Genomic DNA, 16,063 nt, shown 5'->3' on the forward strand with positions numbered 1-16,063 from the left:
ATTGTACGTCCAAAAATTCGTATGATAAGATAATCATTAGTTTTTCTGTTTACCTTGTGAGGAGGCTGGGAATGAATCGAGCATTGCGCTACGCCATATTATACTTATTAATATTCTTTGTAATCGTTGGGATTTTTGCTACATTCAACACGAGCAATACGACTACTAAAAATATTAAGTTTAACGAGTTTATGACTTCTCTGGAAAAAGGAGAAGTAACAAGTGTTACATTACAACCTGAATCAGGTGTATATTACGCTGAAGGTGAAATGAAAGGCTATAAAAAAGGAGAAAAATATTTAGCGATTCTCCCATATAATAGCGAAGATTTACAAACAAAAATTTATACATTGGCAACATCCAATTCAGTGCCTGTGGAATATAAAGAAACTCCTAAAACAAGTGGTTGGGTTCAATTCTTCACTGGATTATTGCCGTTCTTAATTATTATCATTTTATTCTTCTTCTTATTAAGCCAATCACAAGGCGGTGGTAACCGTGTGATGAACTTCGGTAAGAGTAAAGCGAAGTTATACGATAATGATAAGAAAAAAGTTAGATTTAATGATGTTGCTGGTGCAGATGAAGAAAAAGCTGAACTAGTTGAAGTAGTAGATTTCTTAAAAGATCCACGCAAATTCGTGGAAATTGGAGCTCGTATACCTAAAGGGATTCTATTAGTAGGTCCTCCGGGTACTGGTAAAACATTACTTGCTCGTGCAGTTGCGGGTGAATCTGGCGTGCCTTTCTTCTCTATTAGTGGATCGGATTTCGTTGAAATGTTTGTTGGAGTAGGGGCTTCCCGAGTACGTGATTTGTTTGAAAACGCTAAGAAAAATGCACCATGTATTATCTTTATAGATGAGATTGATGCAGTAGGTCGTCAACGTGGAGCTGGACTTGGTGGAGGTCACGATGAACGTGAGCAAACACTAAACCAACTACTTGTTGAAATGGATGGTTTCGGTGCAAACGAAGGTATTATTATCATTGCTGCAACAAATAGACCAGACGTATTAGACCCAGCACTTCTTCGTCCAGGTCGTTTTGACCGTCAAATTACTGTAGGTCGTCCAGACGTTAAAGGTCGTGAGGCGGTACTTCAAGTACATGCTCGTAATAAGCCACTTGATGAATCAGTTGACTTAAAAGCGATTGCACAGCGTACACCAGGATTCTCTGGAGCAGACTTAGAAAACTTATTAAACGAAGCAGCTTTAGTAGCAGCTAGACGTGATAAGAAAAAAGTCGATATGCGAGATATAGATGAAGCGACTGACCGTGTTATTGCAGGTCCGGCAAAAGCTGGAAAAGTCATTTCTGAAAAAGAAAGAAATATTGTTGCATACCATGAAGCAGGGCATGTGGTTGTTGGTTTAACTTTAGATGATGCAGATATCGTTCATAAAGTAACAATCGTTCCTCGTGGTCAAGCAGGTGGATATGCAGTTATGCTTCCTAGAGAAGATCGTTATTTCATGACAAAACCGGAATTACTAGATAAGATTGCTGGTTTGCTTGGTGGTCGTGTAGCAGAGGATATTATTTTCGGTGAAGTTTCTACCGGAGCACATAATGACTTCCAACGCGCAACAGGTATTGCTAGAAAAATGGTTACAGAATATGGGATGAGTGACAAGCTAGGGCCAATGCAATTCGGTCAAGCACAAGGAGGCAACGTCTTCTTAGGTCGTGATTTTAACTCTGAACAAAACTATTCGGATGCAATTGCTTATGAAATAGATCAAGAAATGCAAATAATGATTAAAGATCAGTATACTCGTACGAAACAAATATTAACGGAAAAACGTGAATTATTAACATTAATCGCAAAAACGTTACTAGAGGTAGAAACACTAGATGCTGCTCAAATAATGCATTTACAAGAGCATGGTACCCTCCCTGAACGCTCATATGATGAGATAGATCAAAAAGCTGCTATTGAGCTGAAGAAAGAAGAAGTATCGGATGCAGTAGGTGCACCTGCGGATCCATCTATTAGTGATTTACCAAAAGAAGAGGGTTCACTAAAAGAAACAGAAAGCCCAGTTCAAGAAGAACGTAGAGATTAATAGATAAGAAAAAGCTGATTGCCTCCTTATAACTCGAGGCAATCAGCTTTTTTCTTCGTATATATATATGGTATGATGTGTGGGAAACGCAACAAAAAGGTGAGGATAAGCTAGATGATACTTGTTTTAGATACAGGAAATACTAATATTGTGTTAGGGGTTTACGAAAACGATAAGCTGATACATCACTGGCGTATGGAGACAGATCGTTTAAAAACGGAAGATGAGTATGGAATGCAGGTGAAGGCATTATTTACTCATGCCGCCATTTCTTTTGATCAAATAGAAGGCATCATAATCTCTTCTGTTGTTCCACCTATTATGTTTTCCTTAGAAGCTATGTGTAAAAAATATTTTGGCATTAAGCCCATTGTGGTTGGTCCTGGAGTCAAAACGGGATTGAATATTAAATATGATAATCCGCGTGAAGTCGGGGCCGATCGAATAGTAAATGCGGTAGCTGCTATTCATGAATACGGAAGTCCTCTAATCATTGTAGATTTTGGAACTGCTACGACCTATTGTTTTATCAATGAACTTGGAGAGTATATGGGTGGGGCCATTGCTCCGGGTATAGGTATCTCAACAGATGCCCTATTTAATAGAGCTAGTAAGCTTCCGCGTATAGAGTTGACAAGGCCTGAAAATGTCATTGGGAAAAATACAGTTGCTGCAATGCAAGCTGGAATCGTGTACGGTTATGTAGGGCAAGTAGAAGGTATTGTAAACCGTATGAAGCAAGTATCAAAGAAAACACCTAAAGTAATAGCTACAGGTGGTATGGCTTCCTTAATAGGGGACGAAACGACTATAATGGATGTTATTGATCCATTCTTAACGTTGAAAGGTTTATATTTAATATATCAACGAAATATTGATGAAAGAGGTAATAAATAGATGAGTGATTATTTAGTAAGAGCTATAGCGTTTGAAGGGAGTGTACGTGCCTTTGCGGTTCGTACAACTGACACAGTAGGAGAAGCACAAAGACGTCACGGGACTTGGCCAACCGCATCTGCTGCACTTGGAAGATCGATGACGGCTTCACTAATGATGGGTGCTATGTTAAAAGGTGAGGATAAAATAACGGTAAAAGTAGAAGGAAATGGTCCAATTGGTCCAATGATTATTGATAGTAATGCAAAAGGTGAAGTACGTGGTTATGTAACTAATCCTCAAACCCATTTCGATTTAAACGAACATGGTAAATTAGATGTTCGTCGTGCTGTAGGGACAGAAGGTACACTTACGATTGTAAAAGATTTGGGCATGCGAGACTTTTTTACAGGACAAGTTCCAATTGTATCGGGTGAACTTGGCGAAGACTTCACATATTATTTTGCTGTTTCTGAACAAGTTCCTTCTTCTGTTGGACTTGGCGTTCTTGTAAATCCAGACAACACTATTCTGGCGGCTGGCGGATTTATAATACAATTACTACCTGGAACAGATGATGAAACGATTACAATTATTGAAGAGCATTTATCTAAGATGGAGCCTGTTTCTAAACTAATCGAAAGAGGTTTAACTCCAGAAGAAATACTATTTGAAATTCTTGGTAAAGATAATGTTCGGATTTTAGATTCTGCACCAGTTTCTTTTGATTGTAATTGCTCTAAAGAAAGATTCGGGAAGGCCATTTTCACACTAGGTGAAAAGGAAATTCGTGAAATGATCGAAGAAGACGGAGGGGCCGAAGCACACTGTCATTTCTGTATGGAGAAATACAATTATTCAGTAGATGAATTGGAGTCATTTATCGATGAAATTAACGCATGATAATAATGCCCCTACTAAAAAGCGCTTAAAAACTAAACCGGTATTAGTTGTTCTGAGTATCCTGTTGCTAGGTAATTTACTGTGGTTCATCGCATGGTTAATACCAAACGATACGACTAAATCTAATGATTCGGAAGAAGTTGCGTCCGTAGCGGGAAAAGTTATTACGAAAGAACAATGGATGGCTTCTATGGAGTCTATCTACGGTAAAGAAGTTTTGTTAGATATTGTGAATGCAGAAGTTATGGAAGCTGCGGCTAAAAAATATAAGATTAAAGTAACGGATGACGAAGTGGATTTAGAACTTGCTTTAATACGTTCAACGCAAGACGGCGTGTCCTTACAAACCAATGATGAAGACATTGTTAGAAAGAGTATTCGTTCTCGCTTAATTCTAGAAAAAGTATTAGCCAAGGATATTGTCATTGAGGACGAGGCGATTAAAGCATTTTATGACAATAACAAAAATCTATACAATACTGCAACATCTTATCGAACAAGTGTCATTTATGTAAACACAGAGGCTGAAGCCGAAAAAGTTGCAAAAGAGTTAGAAAATGGTTCGTCTTTTGAAGGACTTGCTAGAGAACGATCTGCTGATCCAAGTTCGGCAAGTCTAGGTGGAGATATCGGTTATATATCCGAAGGAAATGAATCGGTGGATAAAGTTTTAATTGATGCAATTCAGAAGACCAAAAAAGGTAAATGGAGTAAACCAATTACCTTAGCGGATGGAAGATTCGCTGTAGCAATGGTGAAGAGTATATTCGAAGGTAAATCCTTTTCCTATCCTGATGTAAAAGGTCATATTCGCAGAGAACTGGCGCTTGATCAAATTCCGCAATCAGTTACACAAGAAGCTTTTTGGGAAGAGTTTGATGCAGATTGGGTTTATAGTGAGTAATTCATATGTTTAGAGACCATCTTTTATAATAAAGATGGTCTTTTTTAATTTAGATGATCTGAAAAGTAGCATGTGTCACTTTATTCCTTCCGCTTTCCTTTGAAGAATAGAGTGCTTTATCTGCATGTGCCATAATAGAAGAGGTTGTATCCATAGGATTACTAGTCGCTACACCAATACTCACGGTAATTTTCATGATCTCCCATTTAGCAAATTGAATGGTACTTCTTAATAGCTCTGCTTCTTTTAAAGACTCTTCCTCATTTCTCAAAGGCAAAATTACAACGAATTCCTCACCACCATATCGAGCGATCGTATAGTCTTTTGGGAAAAAATCCGCCAATAGCTTAGCTAATTGGATTAAAACCTCATCGCCTATAAGATGTCCATGTGTATCATTGACCGATTTAAAATGATCAATATCTAATATTAACAGTGAAAAGAGGCAATTGGTTTGTTTAAGTTGCACTAAGTATTCATCTAATTTTTCAATGAAGTATCTGCGGTTTTTTAAACCAGTAAGCCCGTCAGTAATGGAAAGTATCTCGAGCTTATTGTTTAGTTTTAGTAATTCTATTTGCTTATGTTCAAGCTCAAGATGTAGTTCTTCCATTTTTACTAAAGCGACATTTTTCTCACGATAGGCTTCCTCTACCAGTATTTTAGCTTTACGTATTTCTTGTTCATAATCTATTCGTCTACCCATATGTACAAAAATACAATCTACAACATCAGTTTCCTCATAATATTTCCCGTTAAATAATACTGGAATATCTGTACCATTACTTCCTTTTAAGTTTAAATATATTTCATCCACATATCCATTTAGTTGGATAAAAGGATAAAAACAGGAGTGGAACAATAATTTATTGGCAACGGACATAATAGATTCAATATGATGGGAGATTAAATTGTCTTGTGTGTAGTTTCCCATCTCAAGGAATGTTCTATTTACATCTAAAATTATTCCTTGCGGGGTCATGGAAATGTAACCACACGGCAAACTATGCAATCTCTTATCCATCAAAGTACATCCTTCCAATTCAAATATTTACGTCAATAGAAAATTATTTATATAACTAATCGTTTCTTTGGGATGGCTAAGGTGAGGGTAATGCCCCTTAGCTTCCATTAAGTAAAGCGTACTATTCTTCATATGCTCGTGTAAATAATTGCCTACTACTAGAGGTACGATACTGTCATCAGAACATTGCATTATTAACGTAGGTGTTGTTACTTTATCTAAATCTGCACGATGGTCAGAAAAGAACGTAGTCTCAGCAAATTGTCTAGTTATTAAAGGATTTGATCGAGTAAAGCTCTTTTCAAGTTCTTCTGTTAGTGCAGGAACGTCAGGGTTTTTCATACCGAGCGGTGCCATAAAGCTAGCCCAACTAAAATAATTCATTTCCATCATAGTGAGTAGTTCTAGGACATCCTTTTCTTCGAACCCACCATGATATATGTCCCCCTCATTGATATAGCAAGGAGAAGGTCCAATCATTATCATTTTACTGAAGTATTCAGGGCGTTCAATAGATGCAAGCATGCCAATCATGGAACTGACCGAATGTCCGATAAATATAACATTCTTTAATTTGAGTGTTTCCAGAATGTCTAAAACGTCCTGAGCGTAGCCATGAAGTGTGCTGTACTTTTCGAAATCATACGCAGTTAAATCTGAATTTCCTGACCCTACATGATCAAACAAGATTATTTGATAATTTTTTTCAAAAAATGGTGTAATATATCTCCACATATTTTGATCGCATCCAAAACCATGTGCGAATATAATAGTGCGGTCGCCCTCACCTAAAATTTTCACATTATTTCTAACTAGTATATTATTCATAAAAAAACCCCGATCATCTTAGATTTGTTTTCATTAAATTTAAGTTGACATTTGCACAAAATTCTCCGAAGTATAATCATTGTAAATAATCAATTATACACGAGTTACTTTTAGTATTCTATCGCTTAAATGATAATATGGATAAATTTTCATGATGGAATATTCAGAAATATTGAATGTAAATTTATTGACATTTTCACTGAATCATTGGTATGATTAAGAAATAAAACCTATTAGACAAGTAGGGATTGGGAGTGGAGAAATGACGAAGTTAGCGCAATCTGTATTGGATTTGATCGGAAATACACCAATCGTAAAATTAAACCGTGTAGGAAACCCTGAAGATGCTGAGGTATATGTAAAACTTGAATACTTTAATCCAGGGAGTAGCGTAAAGGATCGTATCGCAATGGCCATGATTCAAGCTGCTGAAAAAGAAGGTAAGTTAAAAGAAAATGGCACAATTATAGAGCCTACAAGTGGTAACACAGGGATTGGTCTTGCTATGATAGCGGCAGCAAAAGGCTATAACGCTGTATTAGTTATGCCTGATACTATGAGCTTAGAGCGTAGAAACCTACTTCGCGCTTACGGAGCGGACCTTGTATTAACTCCAGGTGCTGACGGTATGAAGGGTGCTATTGCAAAAGCGGAAGAGCTTGCAAAAGAAAATGGTTGGTTTATGCCCCAACAATTCAATAATGGAGCAAATCCAGAAATCCATCGCTTAACAACTGGTCCTGAAATCGTAGAGGCATTCGATCAATTAGATGGATTTGTATCAGGTATTGGTACTGGTGGAACAATTACAGGAGCAGGTGGAGTGTTAAAAGAAAACTTCCCAGGTATCCATATTGCTGCAGTAGAGCCAACTGATTCAAATATATTATCTGGTGGTAAACCAGGCCCTCATAAAATTCAAGGTATTGGTGCAGGATTTATACCAGAAGTTCTGGATACAAAGCTTTATGACTCAATCATTCAAGTAACGAATGACGATGCATATGCCACTTCTCGTGAAGTAGCGAAACTAGAAGGTATTCTTGGTGGAGTTTCTGCAGGTGCAGCAATTTATGCGGCCCTTCAACTTGCTAAAGAACTTGGAAAAGGGAAAAAGGTATTAGCGATTGTTCCGGATAATGGAGAGCGTTACTTAAGCACACCTTTATACAAATTCGAAGATTAATAACAAATAGATAGAAAATATGAAGAGAGGGAGCAGTTAATGCTTCCTCTTTTTTCTGTATTTCTATTTTATAAATAGTTTCAATTATTTTCTTAGTGGCGAAAAGGAGTAGTTTCAAGTTAAGATGAAATCAAATCGTTTATAGGGGGATTTGAGAAAGTGAATATCAAACTAGATACACATACCTTTCATATGACAAAGGAAACATTTTTCTATGCTTATAAAATGTTAACAAAAGAGCAACCATATAACGTGTTTTTAGAGAGTGGCAGGGGTGGTCACTTATCTGTTGCAGCTTGGAATCCTGTAGCTATAGCAAAGTCAGTAGAAAATGGCTTGCAGATTCATTGGAGAAGTGGAGAAAGAGAAGTTCGTGAAGGAGAGGCACTAGAGGAGTTAGAAAAACTAGTTTCTGAATATAAGTTGCCTTTTCAGCAAAATCTACCCGACTACCAAGGTGGGGCTATTGGTTTTATTAGTTATGATTATGCAAGGAAGATAGAAGTTTTACCGGATTTGGCTGAGAATGATTTACATATTCCAGATATCTATTTCCATCTGTACGATTGTTGGGCAGTATTAGATATAAAAACAGAAGTGGTCACGTTAATGAAGCTCTCTACTTGTGATGTAGATTTAATGGAACTAAAGCAAGAGTATATGGAAGCTGCTGAAAAGGGAATGGATTTAAGGAAGTTTCATCCTGGTTCTGCAATGGAAGTAGCGGAAGACCCAGCTGAGTTAAAGGTGTCGGTAAGCTCAAGTGAGTTTGAATCTGCCGTATCGAAAGTTCAACAATACATAGCGCAAGGCGACGTTTTCCAGGTTAACTTATCTGTCAGACAATCGAAACAATTGAAAGTAAGTCCAATAGAAATGTATGAAGCATTGCGTGCATTCAACCCTTCTCCTTATATGGCTTATATACAAGCACCAGAGTTCTCTGTTGTCTCAGGATCACCCGAATTATTAGTAAAGAAAAAGGGGACTGAGTTATCTACTAGACCAATTGCTGGAACAAGACCACGGGGGAAAAGTGACTCGGAAGATATCTTGTTAGCAAATGAATTGATTGAAAATGAAAAAGAGCGTGCGGAGCATGTCATGCTTGTCGATTTGGAGCGAAATGACCTTGGCCGTGTTTCGTCCTATGGAACAGTGGAAGTGGATGAGTTTATGGTTATAGAAAAATACTCTCATGTGATGCATATTGTCTCTAATGTAAAAGGGACACTTCAATCTGGTACATCCAATAAAGAGATCATTCGTGCAATGTTCCCTGGAGGTACGATAACCGGTGCACCTAAAATTCGGACGATGGAAATAATCGAAGAGCTAGAGCCAGTGCGTAGAGGGCTATATACTGGGTCAATTGGGTGGTTAGGATTTTCCGGAGATTTAGAATTTAATATTGTAATACGCACTGCATTTATTCAAGACGGGATGGCTCATATACAAGCTGGTGCTGGCATTGTCATTGACTCGGTACCGAGCGCGGAATATACGGAATCATTAAACAAAGCAAAAGCAGTGTGGCAGGCGAAGGCTATGGCAGAAGGAGGGTACAAATGATCTTAATGATTGATAACTATGATTCTTTTACTTATAATCTCGTTCAATATATAGGAGAGTTAGAAATTGAAGTAAAGGTGGTTCGTAATGACGAAATAACTATAGAGAATATTCTAGAACTAGACCCTCAAGTCATTGTTGTGTCGCCTGGACCATGTACACCAAATGAAGCTGGTATTAGTTTGGAGGTAATTACGTATTTTGCAGGGAAGATTCCTATTCTGGGTGTTTGTTTAGGTCACCAGGCTATTGGACAAGCATTTGGAGGAAAGGTTATACGTGCCGAACGATTAATGCATGGGAAAGTTTCTCCAGTTTTCCATGACGAAACTGGTGTGAATAGCGATATGCCAAATCCTTTTCAGGCGACAAGGTACCATTCCTTACTTGTGGAAAGAGAATCATTACCGGACTGTTTGGAGATTACCGCTTGGACAGAAGAAGGGGAAATAATGGGACTTCGTCATAAAAAGTATGCTGTAGAGGGAGTTCAATACCATCCGGAGTCAATCATGACCGAAGAAGGTAAAAAAATCATCCGTAACTTTGTTGAAACGTATAACTTTACCGCTAAGGAGAGTCATTAAATGGATGCATGGAAAGATGGAAGACTTTACCGCGCAGACGAACTAATGGTATCTGCATATGATCACGGCTTTTTATATGGACTTGGCTTTTTTGAAACGTTTCGTACATACAATGGAAAAGTTTTTTTATGGGATGCGCACTGGAATCGTTTATGCCGGGCACTTTCCGACTTCCGAATAGAGTTGCCCTGTGAAGAACAGGAGCTAATTGCAGCGGTAGCAGCACTTACAGAAGCGAATCATGGGGAGGATGGCTATTTTCGGTTGAATATTTCGGCTGGTCCCCACGACATTGGTTTGCAACCTTCGTATTATAAGAAGCCGACAGTAATTTTATATCGTAAAGCATTGCAAATTGCAACTAGGGGCACAGAGAAATCTGCTATCTGGCTAGAGACAGTTAGAAATACTCCTGAAAGTGGTATGCGTCATAAATCCCACCACTATGCGAATAACGTACAAGCTAGATTCGAGTTAGAGTCGCTAGCTTCTTGTGAAGGTTTTTTCCTAACGGTAGATGGGTTTGTAGCAGAGGGAATAACATCGAACATTTTTTGGTCCACTAATGGGAAGTTGTATACTCCATCTTTACAAACGGGTATTTTAGCAGGTACGACACGTGAGTGGGTGAGAAACTGTTCTTTATTTGAAGTGGAAGAAGGTTTCTTCACAAAGGATGAATTAGAAAAGGCGGATGAAGTATTTATCACTAATGCGGTACAGGAAATAATACCGATTAAGCAATTGGGGAAAATCCAGTTTTGGGGTAATGCGGGACCAGTTTATAAGGCGTTACATGATAGCTATAAAAGATGCATACAGCAAGAAGGGATCGAATGATGAATTTACACAAAAATAGTGGCAAGTTTGAAGCTGGTGGAGTTGCGTTAGACTTTCAGAAGGAAACGATTGTGATGGGTATATTAAATATTACTCCTGACTCTTTTTCAGACGGTGGAAAGTTTAACGAAATAGAAACTGCTGTTGCAAGAGCGAAACAAATGGTTGCTGATGGTGCCAAAATAATAGATATTGGCGGTGAATCTACAAGACCTGGCTATACCCGTATTTCAGATGATGAAGAAATTGCTCGTGTTGTTCCTGTCATTCAAGCGATAAGAGCAGAAGTAAATACAGTAATCTCGATTGATACATATAAATCCGCAGTTGCAAAAGCTGCAGTACTTGCGGGTGCACATGTGATAAACGATATTTGGGGAGCTAAGAGAGATCCTGAAATAGCAAAAATTGCAGCTGATCATGGAGTTCCGATAATATTGATGCACAATAGAGACAATGAAGAGTATGCTGATTTCTGGTCAGAAGCAAAACAAGATTTAGAAGAGAGTATTCAAATAACGAAAGCGGCTGGAGTTCCGGACGAGCATATATGGTTGGATCCGGGTATTGGTTTCGCCAAATCAACTACTCAAAACATCTGGATGATACAGCATTTAAGTGATTTAGTTGAGATGGGTTACCCTGTATTATTGGCAACGTCTCGTAAACGATTAATCGGTAACGTTTTGAATCTTCCTGTCGATGAACGAATGGAAGGTACTGGAGCAACAGTTTGTTATGGTGTTCAAGTTGGGTGTCATTTGGTGCGAGTACATGATGTAAAAGAAATAACTCGTATGACGAAAATGATGGATGTATTGACTGGAAAAGTGAAGTATATGGAAAGTGAGGCGTAATATAAATGGATTATATACATTTGAATGACTTAGAATTTTACGGATTTCACGGAGCATTGCCAGAGGAAACAAAGTTAGGTCAAATATTTAGAGTAACCATCACGTTAGCGTGTGATTTGAAAAAAGCAGGTGAAACCGATAATTTAGAGGAAACTGTAAACTATGCAGAGGTCTTTGAGCTATGCAAAGGAATAGTAGAAGGCAAACCGTATTTATTAATAGAAGCAGTTGCAGAAAAAGTCGCTACATCTATCTTACAAGAATATGCAGAGAAGGTTAGTGGCTGCCGTATCCAATTAGTAAAACCGAATCCCCCGATTGTTGGACATTATGCTTCTGTGGCCGTCGATATTACTAGAGGGACATTATGATGAATCCTGTATTTATATCGCTAGGATCAAACATAGGAAATCGTTTGGAGTTCCTTCAGCAAGCAGTGCGGTTGTTGCAGCAAGTAGAAGGAGTGAATGTAGTCAAAGTATCTTCGGTTTATGAAACAGACCCGGTGGGGTATGAGGATCAGGCTGCATTTTTGAATATGGTAGTAGAGATTGAAACGTTATGTAGTCCACATGAAATATTAAAAAAGTGTAATGAGATAGAGGCGCAATTAGGACGAACTCGAGAAATCCATTGGGGGCCCCGAACTGTAGACCTTGACATTTTGTTGTATAATAAAGAGAATATGAAAACGGAGGACCTTATTATCCCACATCCACGGATGATGGAAAGAGGCTTCGTGCTTATACCACTTGTGGAATTACAAGCGGATTTAGTAGATCCACAATCTAAGCAGTTAATAGCAGATGCTGCGCAAGTTCAGAAAGAAGGCGTCCATTTATGGAGAACATTCGATGGGGTCGGCGCATTCGTGCATTTCGTAGGTTAAAAATGGTAAAGCAGGTTGAACTTGCAAAAGAAATGGAAATGTCTGTGTCTATACTTGGTCAAATTGAGCAGGGTAAACGAATTCCGAGTGAGGAGCAATTAGAAAAGATTGCCTCTATACTTCATATACAAGTAGAAGAATTAAAAGGAGAAACAAAGGTAGGTGAACAATGATGGCAAATGCATCGACAAAACCATTTAAAATAGGTAATCACATAATGGATAATCGAGTAGTATTAGCACCAATGGCTGGTATTTGTAATTCAGCATTTCGATTGACTGTAAAGGAATTCGGAGCTGGCTTAGTATACGCTGAGATGATCTCGGATAAAGGGATTGTACAGAAAAACGAAAGAACCTTGAGTATGCTTTATATTGACGAGCGTGAAAATCCACTATCACTTCAGATTTTTGGTGGAGAAAAAGAAACTCTTGTAGAAGCAGCTAAGTATGTTGACCAAAACACGTCAGCGGATATCATTGATATCAATATGGGTTGTCCTGTAAACAAAATCATTAAATGCGAGGCCGGAGCTAGAATGCTTTTGGATCCTAACAAGATTTATGAAATGGTTGCAGCGGTAGTAGATAACGTTAAAAAACCAGTAAGTGTGAAAATGCGTACTGGTTGGGATGAAGAACATCTATATATGGTGGAAAATGCCCAAGCTATAGAACGTGCTGGCGGATCAGCAGTAGCTGTCCATGGTCGTACACGCGTCCAAATGTATGAAGGACAAGCAAACTGGGATTTAATACGTCAAGTGAAAGAGGCGGTGAATATTCCTGTTATCGGAAATGGTGACGTAAATACACCTCAAGATGCAAAACGTATGCTAGATGAGACAGGTGTAGATGCAGTTATGATTGGTCGTGCTGCGCTAGGTGATCCGTGGATGATTTATCGTACAGTAGAGTACTTGGAATCGGGTCTGTTAAAACCAGAACCAACTGTACAAGAAAAAATGGACATATGCTTACTGCATTTTGAACGTTTAATGGCCCTAAAAGGTGAAAATATTGCGGTTAGAGAAATGCGCAAACATGCATCTTGGTACTTAAAAGGTATTCGGGGCAATGGTATAGCAAGAAACAAGATTAATCAAACTGAATCTGCACAAGAGTTAAAAGACTATTTACGTTACTTTGCAGAGGAGTCTTCTAAAGAATATGAGGCTGCAGAATCTATCCTGATTTAATCGATAAACCAAAGGGCTGTCACTATAGGTGGCAGCTTTTTCCGTTTAAAACCATAATCAGAATAATAGAAAAAGTATTCTTCTATTAGAAAAAGATGATTAGAATGCAGAAATTGTGTACAATAAATGCAACGTGAAAAAGTAATTACGGATAATAGATAGTGGAGGAGTGACGAACATGTCTAATATGGAAGAATTAAACGATCAACTTTTGGTGAGAAGACAAAAGATGGCTTCAATACAAGAAAAAGGGCTAGATGCTTTTGGTAGTAAATTCGTACGTTCACATTTAAGTAATGAAGTAGTTGCTGAGTTTGATCAATTTACAAAAGAACAATTAGAAGAAACACTACATGAAGTGATTATTGCTGGTAGAATTATGACGAAGCGTGGAAAAGGAAAAGCAGGATTTGCGCATATTCAGGATCTTGGTGGCCAAATTCAAATTTATGTACGTAAAGATGCTATTGGTGATGACGCTTATGAGTTATTTAATACAGCTGATTTAGGAGATATAGTGGGTATACGTGGAAATGTATTCCGTACACAAGTTGGAGAGCTATCTGTAAAAGCAACTGAGTTCACATTCTTAACTAAATCTCTACGACCGATGCCGGAGAAATTCCATGGCTTAAAAGATGTCGAGCAACGTTATCGTCAACGTTATTTAGATCTAATGACTAGTGAAGAAAGTAAAAATACATTTATAACGAGAAGTCGTATTATTCGTGCTATGCGTCGTTACTTAGATAACGAAGGCTACTTAGAGGTGGAAACACCAATGTTACATACAATAGCAGGTGGAGCAGCAGCTCGTCCCTTCATAACGCATCATAATGCGTTAGATATGGAATTATATATGCGTATCGCAATTGAATTACATTTAAAACGCCTTATCGTAGGTGGATTAGAGAAAGTCTATGAAATTGGTCGTGTATTCCGTAACGAAGGTGTATCTACACGCCATAACCCAGAGTTTACGATGATTGAATTGTATGAAGCTTATGCAGACTATAATGATATTATGAATCTAACGGAAAACTTAGTTGCTCATGTAGCGCAAGATGTTTTAGGGACAACTACGGTAACTTACGGGGAAGATCAGATTAATCTTGCGCCGGGTTGGAGACGTTGGCATATGGCTGATGCGGTAAAAGAAACTACGGGTGTTGACTTCTGGGCAGAGCTTACAAAGGAAGAGGCGCACGCTTTAGCTAAGGAGCACGGAGTAGATGTAAGACCATCTATGGAAGTAGGACATGTATTAAATGAATTCTTCGAACAAAAAGTAGAAGAAACACTAGTGCAACCGACATTTATCTTTGGTCATCCAGTAGAAGTATCACCACTTGCGAAGAAAAATCCAGAAGACGGCCGCTTTACTGATCGTTTTGAATTATTCATCGTCCGTCGTGAGCATGCGAATGCTTTTACAGAGTTAAATGATCCTATTGATCAACGTCAGCGCTTCGAAGCACAAATGGTAGAAAAAGAAGCTGGTAATGACGAAGCGCATGAAATGGATGAAGATTTCTTAGAAGCGCTTGAGTATGGAATGCCGCCAACAGGTGGTCTAGGTATCGGTATAGATAGATTAGTGATGTTATTAACTAACTCGGCCTCTATTCGCGATGTACTATTATTTCCGACAATGCGTCATAAAGATTAAGATAGGTATTATAAAAAGTGAGTTACTACTATTAGTAGTGGCTCACTTTTTATATTTATACTATATATTGTGTGTAGAATAGTCGTTAGAAGTTTTTAAATAAAATTTAAGAAAACCACTTGTCAGAACGTTTCACAGGTGGTATAGTTATCAAGTTGTCATTTTCATTAGTGACTTACACGAAAAACAAATTAAAAAAAGTTGTTGACAACGATATCAGGATTTGGTATGATATTAAAGTCGCCAAAACGACATTACAACAACATGAACATTGAAAACTGAACATGCAAAACGTTAAGAAACATAGCTTTCAACTAACTTGTTAGGATGATAGCAAAACAATTTTGGACATCATTTAATGATGATGCCAGCAAAACAAAATGAGCTTTTAAACTAGTTCTGATTTGTTCCTTCCGATGTGCTCTGCATATCGGAAGGAACTATTATGGAGAGTTTGATCCTGGCTCAGGACGAACGCTGGCGGCATGCCTAATACATGCAAGTCGAGCGAATGACGAAGAAGCTTGCTTCTTCTGATTTAGCGGCGGACGGGTGAGTAACACGTGGGCAACCTGCCCTGTAGATTGGGATAACTCCGGGAAACCGGGGCTAATACCGAATAATCCATTTCCTCTCATGGGGAGATGTTAAAAGACGG

16 protein-coding genes and 1 rRNA gene are annotated in these 16,063 nt (G+C 38.3%); 15 read left to right on the forward strand and 2 right to left on the reverse strand.

What is annotated here, in order from left to right; all coding sequences use genetic code 11:
• The first annotated feature begins 71 nt into the window (after positions 1 to 71).
• The 4 genes from ftsH (at position 72) to BM260_RS17655 (ending at position 4,755) form a co-directional block, all read left to right on the forward strand.
• Positions 72 to 2,072, forward strand: coding sequence for an ATP-dependent zinc metalloprotease FtsH (gene ftsH, locus BM260_RS17640; RefSeq protein ID WP_093538652.1), 2,001 nt, complete (start codon positions 72 to 74; stop codon positions 2,070 to 2,072).
• Positions 2,073 to 2,186: 114 nt separating this feature from the next.
• Positions 2,187 to 2,969: a type III pantothenate kinase gene (locus BM260_RS17645; RefSeq protein WP_093538653.1), complete on the forward strand. Its 783-nt coding sequence runs from the start codon at positions 2,187 to 2,189 to the stop codon at positions 2,967 to 2,969.
• The gene (hslO, locus tag BM260_RS17650) at positions 2,970 to 3,851 is read left to right on the forward strand and encodes an Hsp33 family molecular chaperone HslO (protein ID WP_093538654.1); all 882 of its coding nucleotides are present in this window, start codon (positions 2,970 to 2,972) and stop codon (positions 3,849 to 3,851) included. It abuts the gene before it with no gap.
• The gene (locus BM260_RS17655) at positions 3,835 to 4,755 is read left to right on the forward strand and encodes a peptidyl-prolyl cis-trans isomerase (RefSeq protein ID WP_093538655.1); all 921 of its coding nucleotides are present in this window, start codon (positions 3,835 to 3,837) and stop codon (positions 4,753 to 4,755) included. The genes hslO and BM260_RS17655 overlap by 17 nt, the downstream gene beginning before the upstream one ends.
• A gap of 49 nt (positions 4,756 to 4,804) precedes the next feature.
• Here the strand turns inward: BM260_RS17655 and BM260_RS17660 are convergent, their stop codons facing one another.
• Positions 4,805 to 5,779, reverse strand: a complete 975-nt coding sequence (locus tag BM260_RS17660) for a sensor domain-containing diguanylate cyclase (RefSeq protein WP_093538656.1) — start codon at positions 5,777 to 5,779, stop codon at positions 4,805 to 4,807.
• A gap of 27 nt (positions 5,780 to 5,806) precedes the next feature.
• Positions 5,807 to 6,607 carry an alpha/beta fold hydrolase gene (locus tag BM260_RS17665; protein ID WP_093538657.1) on the reverse strand — a complete coding sequence of 267 codons (801 nt, stop codon included), beginning with the start codon at positions 6,605 to 6,607 and terminating at the stop codon, positions 5,807 to 5,809.
• Between the two features lie 262 nt (positions 6,608 to 6,869).
• Between BM260_RS17665 and cysK the strand changes: the two genes are divergently transcribed.
• The 11 genes from cysK to BM260_RS17720 form a co-directional block, all read left to right on the forward strand.
• Positions 6,870 to 7,793, forward strand: a complete 924-nt coding sequence (gene cysK, locus BM260_RS17670; protein WP_093538658.1) for a cysteine synthase A — start codon at positions 6,870 to 6,872, stop codon at positions 7,791 to 7,793.
• A 192-nt stretch (positions 7,794 to 7,985) separates the two neighbouring features.
• Positions 7,986 to 9,365, forward strand: coding sequence for an anthranilate synthase component I family protein (locus BM260_RS17675; RefSeq protein WP_093538673.1), 1,380 nt, complete (start codon positions 7,986 to 7,988; stop codon positions 9,363 to 9,365).
• Entirely contained in the window at positions 9,362 to 9,952 is a 591-nt protein-coding gene (gene pabA / locus BM260_RS17680; RefSeq protein WP_093538659.1) for an aminodeoxychorismate/anthranilate synthase component II, read from the forward strand. The genes BM260_RS17675 and pabA overlap by 4 nt, the downstream gene beginning before the upstream one ends.
• On the forward strand, positions 9,953 to 10,792 hold the full coding sequence (gene pabC, locus BM260_RS17685) for an aminodeoxychorismate lyase (protein ID WP_093538660.1): 840 nt from the start codon (positions 9,953 to 9,955) through the stop codon (positions 10,790 to 10,792).
• Positions 10,792 to 11,649 carry a dihydropteroate synthase gene (gene folP / locus BM260_RS17690; protein ID WP_093538674.1) on the forward strand — a complete coding sequence of 286 codons (858 nt, stop codon included), beginning with the start codon at positions 10,792 to 10,794 and terminating at the stop codon, positions 11,647 to 11,649. Before pabC ends, folP begins: the two co-directional genes overlap by 1 nt.
• 5 nt (positions 11,650 to 11,654) lie before the next feature.
• The gene (gene folB, locus BM260_RS17695) at positions 11,655 to 12,020 is read left to right on the forward strand and encodes a dihydroneopterin aldolase (protein ID WP_093538661.1); all 366 of its coding nucleotides are present in this window, start codon (positions 11,655 to 11,657) and stop codon (positions 12,018 to 12,020) included.
• Positions 12,017 to 12,538: a 2-amino-4-hydroxy-6-hydroxymethyldihydropteridine diphosphokinase gene (folK, locus tag BM260_RS17700; protein ID WP_093538662.1), complete on the forward strand. Its 522-nt coding sequence runs from the start codon at positions 12,017 to 12,019 to the stop codon at positions 12,536 to 12,538. The genes folB and folK overlap by 4 nt, the downstream gene beginning before the upstream one ends.
• Entirely contained in the window at positions 12,490 to 12,711 is a 222-nt protein-coding gene (locus BM260_RS17705; protein ID WP_093538663.1) for a helix-turn-helix domain-containing protein, read from the forward strand. Before folK ends, BM260_RS17705 begins: the two co-directional genes overlap by 49 nt.
• A complete protein-coding gene (dusB, locus tag BM260_RS17710; RefSeq protein WP_093538664.1) occupies positions 12,711 to 13,736 on the forward strand; it encodes a tRNA dihydrouridine synthase DusB in 1,026 nt (341 codons plus the stop codon). Before BM260_RS17705 ends, dusB begins: the two co-directional genes overlap by 1 nt.
• 178 nt (positions 13,737 to 13,914) lie before the next feature.
• Complete coding sequence (gene lysS, locus BM260_RS17715; protein ID WP_093538665.1) at positions 13,915 to 15,405, forward strand: lysine--tRNA ligase; 1,491 nt, start codon at positions 13,915 to 13,917, stop codon at positions 15,403 to 15,405.
• Between the two features lie 442 nt (positions 15,406 to 15,847).
• A 16S ribosomal RNA gene (locus BM260_RS17720) occupies positions 15,848 to 16,063 on the forward strand; the annotation flags it as partial.

The organism is Psychrobacillus psychrotolerans, assembly GCF_900115805.1.
Lineage (GTDB): Bacteria > Bacillota > Bacilli > Bacillales_A > Planococcaceae > Psychrobacillus > Psychrobacillus psychrotolerans.